This window comes from Actinocorallia libanotica (genome assembly GCF_039525175.1).
GTDB classification, from domain to species: domain Bacteria; phylum Actinomycetota; class Actinomycetes; order Streptosporangiales; family Streptosporangiaceae; genus Actinocorallia; species Actinocorallia libanotica.
The window spans coordinates 1-6904 of record NZ_BAAAHH010000084.1 but is presented as its reverse complement, the minus strand read 5'-3'; the positions used below and the strand labels follow the sequence as shown (position 1 = coordinate 6904).

The 6904-nt window shown below is 72.8% G+C and carries 6 protein-coding genes; 1 reads left to right on the top strand and 5 read right to left on the bottom strand.

Translation table 11 applies throughout. From position 1 onward, the window contains the following. Nucleotides 1-48 precede the first annotated feature (48 nt). Nucleotides 49-834 (bottom strand): DUF6597 domain-containing transcriptional factor, encoded by a 786-nt coding sequence (locus ABD140_RS39430; RefSeq protein ID WP_344248103.1) that lies wholly within the window; start codon nt 832-834, stop codon nt 49-51. Nucleotides 835-898: 64 nt separating this feature from the next. Here ABD140_RS39430 and ABD140_RS39425 point away from each other — a divergent pair, with 64 nt between their 5' ends. Continuing rightward, nucleotides 899-1480, top strand: a complete 582-nt coding sequence (locus ABD140_RS39425) for a TIGR03086 family metal-binding protein (RefSeq protein ID WP_344248101.1) — start codon at nt 899-901, stop codon at nt 1478-1480. 435 nt (nt 1481-1915) lie between these two features. On the opposite strand, the gene ABD140_RS39420 is transcribed toward ABD140_RS39425, so the two are convergent. The 4 genes from ABD140_RS39420 to ABD140_RS39405 form a co-directional block, all read right to left on the bottom strand. Further along, nucleotides 1916-2923, bottom strand: coding sequence for a polyprenyl synthetase family protein (locus ABD140_RS39420; RefSeq protein ID WP_344248099.1), 1008 nt, complete (start codon nt 2921-2923; stop codon nt 1916-1918). After that, nucleotides 2920-5097 carry a terpene synthase family protein gene (locus tag ABD140_RS39415; protein WP_344248097.1) on the bottom strand — a complete coding sequence of 726 codons (2178 nt, stop codon included), beginning with the start codon at nt 5095-5097 and terminating at the stop codon, nt 2920-2922. Before ABD140_RS39415 ends, ABD140_RS39420 begins: the two co-directional genes overlap by 4 nt. 28 nt (nt 5098-5125) lie before the next feature. Next, complete coding sequence (locus ABD140_RS39410) at nt 5126-6535, bottom strand: family 2B encapsulin nanocompartment shell protein (protein WP_344248095.1); 1410 nt, start codon at nt 6533-6535, stop codon at nt 5126-5128. 158 nt (nt 6536-6693) lie between these two features. After that, a partial coding sequence (locus ABD140_RS39405) for a hypothetical protein (RefSeq protein WP_344248093.1) occupies nt 6694-6904 on the bottom strand: 211 nt, incomplete at its 5' end.

The window sequence follows — 6904 nt, the reverse complement described above, 5'->3', positions numbered from 1 at the left end:
GGGGTGCGGGGTGCGGGGTGCGGGGTGCGGGGTGCGGGGTGCGGGGGGTCAGGGGCGGGTGTAGCGGGTGGGGGTGTGGCCTGTGGCGGCGGTGAAGTCGCGGATGAGGTGGGGCTGGTCGGCGTAGCCGAGTTCGGTGGCCAGGGCGGGCCAGTCGATGGGGGCGGCGGCGGTGTCGGCTCGGGCGGCGACCTCGTGGAGGCGGGCGCGGCGGAGCACCCACTTGGGGGAGGCGCCTACGTACTCGGAGAAGAGGCGTTGGAGGGCGCGGACGGACAGGCCGGCGGTGGCGGCGGCGTCGGAGACGCGGAAGAGGGCGGGTTCGGCGGTGAAGCGGGCGACGAGTCCGGCGGCGCGGAGGGCGTCCGGGTCGGGGCGCGGGGGGATGCGGGGGAGGAGGAAGGCCTCGGCGAGGGAGGCGGCTTCGGCGGGGTCGGCGGTGGCCTGGACGGCTCGGCCCAGGGCGTCGGCCTGGGGGCCGAAGAACTCTGCGGCGGGGACGCGGCGGTCGGTGAGCGTGGAGACGGGGGCGCCGGAGAAGTAGCGGAACGCTCCAGGGCGGAACTTCACGCCCAGGACGTGGCCGTCGCCCTCCAGTTTGCGGGTGAACAGGGCGCGGGTGACGCCGTAGACGAGCACGCCTTCGGGTTCCGAGGCCAGATGCACGTTCGGGTGGCTGAGGACCTTGGACTCGTAGACGCCGTCGACCGACCAGCGCACATGCCAGTAGTGCTCGACGTACGCCTCGAGGGGGGCGCTGGGCGCGTGCTGCGTCAGCTCGACGTACCGGGACTGCTCAGCGGGGTGCAGGATGCCTCGGGTCTTCGCCGCCATGTCCGCATCGTAGCCGTCGTGTTTGTTCAAGACTTCGCCCACGCGCCGGACTACCTTCGAAAGTATGAACGAAACGTACAAGGCCATGACCGAGTGCGCCGCCGAGGCGGCGCGCGTCGCGGGGAAGGTGCGCAAGGAACGGCTCGACGGCCCCACGCCCTGCGCGGAGTTCGACCTGCGGGCGCTGGTGAACCACTGGGTGCTGTACACCTCCCACGGGCTGGAGCGCCGGGCGCTGAAGCAGCCGATCCCCGAGGAGCTCCTCCAGCGGGACTTCACCGCCGAGGACGACTGGGCCGCCGCCTACGCCGCCCAGCTCGACCGGGCCCTGGCCGCCTGGGCGCGGCCCGCCGCCTGGGAGGGCGAGATCCCCCTCGGCGAGGGCCACTCCGCCGACGCCCCCGAGATCGCCGCGATGATCGTCAAGGAGCTGGCCGTGCACGGCTGGGACGTCGCCCGCTCCATCGGCGAGGACTTCGCCCTCTCCGACGCCTCCGCCGCCCTCGTCCTGGCGGTGGTGGAGGAGCACGGCGAGATCTACCGCCAGTACCAGGGCTTCGCCGCCCCCGTCGCCGTCCCCGCCGACGCCCCCCTCTTCACCCGCGCCCTCGCCCTCTCGGGCCGCGACCCCCACCAGACCCTCTGATCTCGCTGATCTCGGCCCGACCCCTCCGGGCCCTTCCCGCCCGACCGCCCCCAAGCCGCTCCCGCTCCACCCCTCTGGAGCCGCTCCCGCCCGGCTGAGCTCGCTCCACCCCGTTGGGGCCGCTTCCGCGCGGCTGTGCCCGCTCCACCCTTCTGGAGCCGGCTCCCGTGCGGCTGTCTGGGGCCGCTTCCGCCCGGCTGTGCCCGCTCTACCTCTCTGGGGGCGGCTCCCGTGCGGCTGTGCTCGCTCTGCCCCTCTGGGGCCGCTCCCCGTCCGGCTGCGTTCGCTCCACCCTTCTGGAGCCGCTTCCGTCCGGCTTGCTCGCTTCATCTCGCTGGGCCCGCTCCCGTGCGGCTGTTACCGCTCCGCTTCCTCGGGGCCGGTTCTGTTCGGCTGCTCCGGGGCCGTTCTCGTTGCGTCGCTTCGGGGGCGGGGTCAGCGGGCTCGGGTGATGACGAGGTCGGCCAGGGCGGTGAGTTCGGCCAGGGGGTGGGGGGCGGGGGCGAGGGGGTCGAGGGTGGCCAGCGCCTGGTTGCGGAGCTGGGTGAGGCGGTCGTGGCTCCAGGAGCGGCCGCCGGCGGCTTCGATGAGGGCGGCGGCCTCGACGGGGTCGAAGGGGGCGGGGGAGGAGTAGAGGGCGCGCAGGGCGGCGGCCTCGGGGGTGCCGGCGGTGAGGGCGGCGACGACGGGGAGGGACTTCTTGCGGTTGAGGAGATCGGAGTAGACGGGTTTGCCCGTCTCGGCGGGGTCGCCCCAGATGCCCAGGAGGTCGTCCATGTGCTGGAAGGCGAGGCCGAGGTGCTCGCCGAAGAGGGCGAAGGCGGCGACCTGGTCGGGGGTGCCGCCGCCGGCGCCGGCGCCCAGGGCGCAGGCGCAGCGCATCAGGGCGCCGGTCTTGCCGACGGCCATCGCGATGCACTCCGACAGCAGCACGTCGCCGCGCGTCTCGAAGGACATGTCGAGGTTCTGGCCGTGCAGCAGGTCCAGGACGGCGGTGGTGAGGACGCGGGTGGGGCCGCCGGCGGCGGCCAGCGTCTCCACGGCCAGCGCCAGCAGCACGTCGCCGGTGAGGATCGCCGGATTGGTGCCGAAGACCCGCCAGGCGGAGGGCCGGTGGCGCCGCGTCTCGTCGCCGTCCATCACATCGTCGTGCAGCAGCGAGAAGTCGTGGATCAGCTCGACCGCCACGGCGGCGGGCACCGCGTCCTCGGCGCGCCCGCCGACGGCGCGGGCCGCCAGCAGCGCCAGGGTGGGGCGCAGCGCCTTGCCGGAGGAGCCGGTGGGGTTGCCCTCGGCGTCCCACCAGCCCAGGTGGTACCCGGTGATCAGCCGGACGTCCTCGGGCAGCGAGCCGACCGTCTCGCGCAGCGCGGGCTCGACCAGGGAGCGGCCCCATTCCAGCACCTCCGCGGCCGGACGGGATACCTCGTGCAAGGCGGTCATGAAGTCCTCTCTGCGAACAGTCGGGCGGCGGCCGTGCCCAGCCCGGTGAGGGAGGGCAGGCCGCGGGGGGACGGCCGGGCCCGGACGAGCTCGGCCTCGGGGTAGCGGGAGGTGTCGCGGTGCCAGTTGAGGATCGCCACCATCCAGTCGCGGAGCTCGTCCAGATAGGCGTCCAGCGCGGCCCTGGCCTCGGCGTCCAGGTCGAGCCGGTCGCACAGGACGGGCAGTTCGACGGCGATGAGATGCTCGAACTGGCGGCGGCGCAGGCTCATCAGCCGTCCGGTGGTCTCCACGGCCCGCTCCTTGGAGACCCCCAGGAACTGCTCCAGGACCAGGACGATGTTGTGCAGCTCCCCCTCGAACTCGATCTCCTTCTGGTAGGAGAACAGGTCGTTGAGGAAGGTGCCGCAGTCGGCCGCCGCGTCGTTGATGGACTTTAGGGTGCGGCTGGCGAAGACGGCATCCGGTATCTGCTTTTCGTAGCCGATCCGCGACAGGAACATGGTCAGGTCGGAGCCGAAGGTGAGCCTGCGCATCTCCACGTAGTCCACCGGGTCGGGCAGCCGGTGCTGGGCGGCGTTCGCCGACTCCCAGGCCATGCCCTCGATCATCACGGCGATCGCCCGGTGGAAGCCGTGGCGCTGCCGGTCGGACATGGGCGCCGCGGTGCGCGCCCACAGGTCGGCCAGGCCCGCCTCGACGGGGTTGAGCGGGGGCGGCACCGGACCGAGGTCGACCGGCATGAACGCCGGGAGCCGCCGGGCGAAGGCCCTGGCCCCGGCGGCGTCCCGCGCGGGGCCGTACACCCGGGGGAACCAGTCGTCGATGTAGGTGCCCCAGGTCAGCCAGCCCGACGACAGCACCAGCTGGTGGGGGGTGGCGTCGGGGTCGAGCCCGGCCGAGCACAGCGGGAAGTCGAAGCCGTGCAGCTGCCGCTCGGTCCACAGCGCGCCGGGCGCGTCGAAGCCCATCCGGCGGGACCAGGCGTTGTTCTCGCGGCGCGCGTGGTCGAGGTGGGGGCTGAGCCGCAGCCGGTAGGGCAGGTCGAACTCCGGCAGCAGGCTCGGCCCGACCCGCCGGAACGGGACGTGCCGGTAGGACCGCAGGCGGCCGAAGCCGAGGTTCTGCGGGGTGGGCAGGACGCGGGCCGCGGACGTGCCCAGCCCGGAGGGGGAGTAGCGCGGCGCGCCCTTGTTCATGTACCGGCTGGAGCGCATGTGCCACTCGTGGCCGCCGGACTGCCAGTCCTGCAGCCCCTTCACCCAGCCGGCCGCGGCGAGCCGCCCCTCGGGCGGGACGGCGTGCTCCTCCAGCAGCACCGGCAGCTCGGTGACCGCGGTGTGGTCGAACTGGTAGAGCCGGGAGCTGAGCAGTTCGTTGACCAGTTCGGCGGCGGTCTGCGCGTCGTGGCCGAAGAAGTCCTGGAAGACCAGGACGGCGTTGGACAGCTCGCCCTCGTCCTGCACCTCGCGCTGGTAGGAGAACAGGTCGTTGCGCAGGTGCACCGCGTCGGCGAAGGTGTCCCGCAGGACGTTCACCGGGCGGCTGCGCGCGACCTCGGCGGGCACCTCGCAGCCGGTGGCGTACTCCACCAGGTCCGACGACCAGGGCGCGCCGCCGACCCGCCGCCGCATCTCGACGTACTCGATGGGGTTGGCGATCCGGCCCGCCTCGATGTTGACCAGTTCCCACAGCGACTCGTCCAGCAGGGCCGCGGTGTTGGCGGCGAACCGCTCGCGCCACTGCGGCGACATCGCCGGGACGGTGCGCGCCCACAGGTCGGCCAGGCCGCGCTCGACCGGGTGCTCGGGCTCGGGCGTGGCGGCGGCCGGGTCGGCGGGCATGAACAGCGGCAGCCGGTCGAGGTAGCGCTGGGCGCCCGCCAGGTCGCCGGTGCGCTTGAACAGCTCCAAGAAGTGGTCGTCGAAGTAGAAGACCCAGACGTACCAGTCGGTGACGGTGTCCAGGACCGGGCCGGGGGAGTCCGGATGGGTGTAGGCGCACAGCGTCGCGTAGTCGTGCGCGTCGTACTCCTCCTCGGTCCACACCGACCCGGGGCCGAGGACGCCCATCTCGTAGGACCATTCCTTGGCGTGCTCCCTGGCGGACTCCACGGCGGGGTTGAGCCGCGCGGGGTACGGCAGGTAGAACTCGGGCAGCTGGAAAGGCTGCATCCGGACTCCCTTCTCCCTGAGCGGCGGCTCAGTAGTGGCCGATCTCCACGTTCTCCAGCACGCCCAGCGCGTCGGGCACCAGCACCGCGCACGAGTAGTAGGCGCTCACCAGGTACTGGATGACGGCCTGCTCGGTGATGCCCATGAACCGCACCGACAGGGACGGCTGGTACTCGTCGGGGATGCCGGTCTGGTGCAGGCCGACCACGCCCTGCTCGTCCTCACCGGTGCGCATCACCAGGATCGAGCTGGTCTGCTGGGCGGTGACCGGGATCTTGTTGCAGGGGAAGATCGGCACCCCGCGCCAGGCGGGGATGTGGTGGCCGCCGACGTCCACCGGGGTGGGGTACAGGCCGCGCCTGTTGCACTCCCGGCCGAAGGCGGCGATCGCCTTGGGGTGGGCCAGGAAGAACTTCGAGCCGCGCCGCCGGGAGAGCAGCTCGTCCAGGTCGTCGGGGGTGGGCGGGCCGGCGTGGGTCTGGATGCGCTGGCGGAGGTCGGCGTTGTGCAGCAGCCCGAACTCCCGGTTGTTGATCACCTCGTGCTCCTGCCGCTCGCGCAGTGCCTCGATGGTCAGCCGGAGCTGCTGCTCGACCTGGTTCATCGGCTCGTTGAACAGGTCGGCGACCCGGGTGTGCACCCGCAGCACGGTCTGGGCGACCGACAGCTCGTACTCGCGCGGCTCGAGCTCGTAGTCGACGAAGGTGCCGGGCAGCACCGGCTCGCCCTCGTGGCCGGCGGCGAGCGCGATCTCCTTCTCGCCGTGGCGGTTGTGCTCGGGCACCGGGCTGGCCAGGTAGGCGGCGACCTGGGCCTGCAGGGCGGGGGAGGAGTCGCTGACCTGCCGGAAGTCGGCGCGGCTGAGCGTCAGCACGGTGCAGGTGGTCTGCGCCTTGAGGGTGTACTCCCACTCGTGCTCGCCGACGAGGGCGTCCGCGCCGAGGAAGTCGCCGTCGGCGCACAGGCCCAGCGACACCTCCTCGCCGTACTTGGAACGGCCGATCTTCTGGAGCTTGCCGTGGGCCAGGAGGACCACGTACTCGGCCTGGGAGCCGATCTCGACGAGCACCTCGCCGGGGGCGAGCTCGCGCTGCTCGCAGCGGTTGGCCAGGGCGCGCAGCACCTCCGGATCGTCGAAGCCGCGCAGCACGGGCAGCTCGGTGAGCTCCTCGGGGATCACCTGGACGCGGGCGCCGGTGGAGAGGAACTCGATGCGGCCGTCCCCGAGGGTGTAGGTCAGGCGCCGGTTGACCCGGTAGCCGCCGCCGGAGACCTGGACCCACGGCAGCATCTTCAGCAGCCAGCGGGAGGTGATCTCCTGCATCTGGGGCGGGGTCTTGGTGGTGGAGGCCAGATTGCGGGCCGCCGCGGTGCCCAGGCTGAGCTGCTCGTTCTGCGATGAGCCGTTCGCCTGGGTGCGGTCCGCTGTCTCGGTCATGCCATACCGCCTTCTGTTCGGGGAGCTTGCCTGCTGAAAATTACTGTCCGTGACGTCATGATCACAACAAGTACTTTGCTGTCCCTTGGGTAACACCCTTCACACGCTCAGGTCACCCCGCCGCGGCACGCCCGGGTCGCCCCGCCGCGGACGGGCGCTCACCGCGGGCGGAAGAACGCGCCGCAGGCCGCGGACACCACCACCGACACCACGGCCGCCGCCAGCACCCCGCCGAGGACGTTCCGCTCCTCGTGCAGCGGCCGGAACCGCCGCGCGACGGGACGTACGGCCACCGCGTCCGGGGCGGGCCGCGCCGAAGGGCGCGGCGCCGGCGAAGGCCGCGCAGACGGCGCGTCCCGCCTCCGCGCC

Bases quoted from the DNA above. Each gene is read 5' to 3' on its own strand.
- ABD140_RS39430 (WP_344248103.1), bottom strand. From the start codon at position 834: ATGGCGGCGAAGACCCGAGGCATCCTGCACCCCGCTGAGCAGTCCCGG.
- ABD140_RS39425 (WP_344248101.1), top strand. From the start codon at position 899: ATGAACGAAACGTACAAGGCCATGACCGAGTGCGCCGCCGAGGCGGCG.
- ABD140_RS39420 (WP_344248099.1), bottom strand. From the start codon at position 2,923: ATGACCGCCTTGCACGAGGTATCCCGTCCGGCCGCGGAGGTGCTGGAA.
- ABD140_RS39415 (WP_344248097.1), bottom strand. From the start codon at position 5,097: ATGCAGCCTTTCCAGCTGCCCGAGTTCTACCTGCCGTACCCCGCGCGG.
- ABD140_RS39410 (WP_344248095.1), bottom strand. From the start codon at position 6,535: ATGACCGAGACAGCGGACCGCACCCAGGCGAACGGCTCATCGCAGAAC.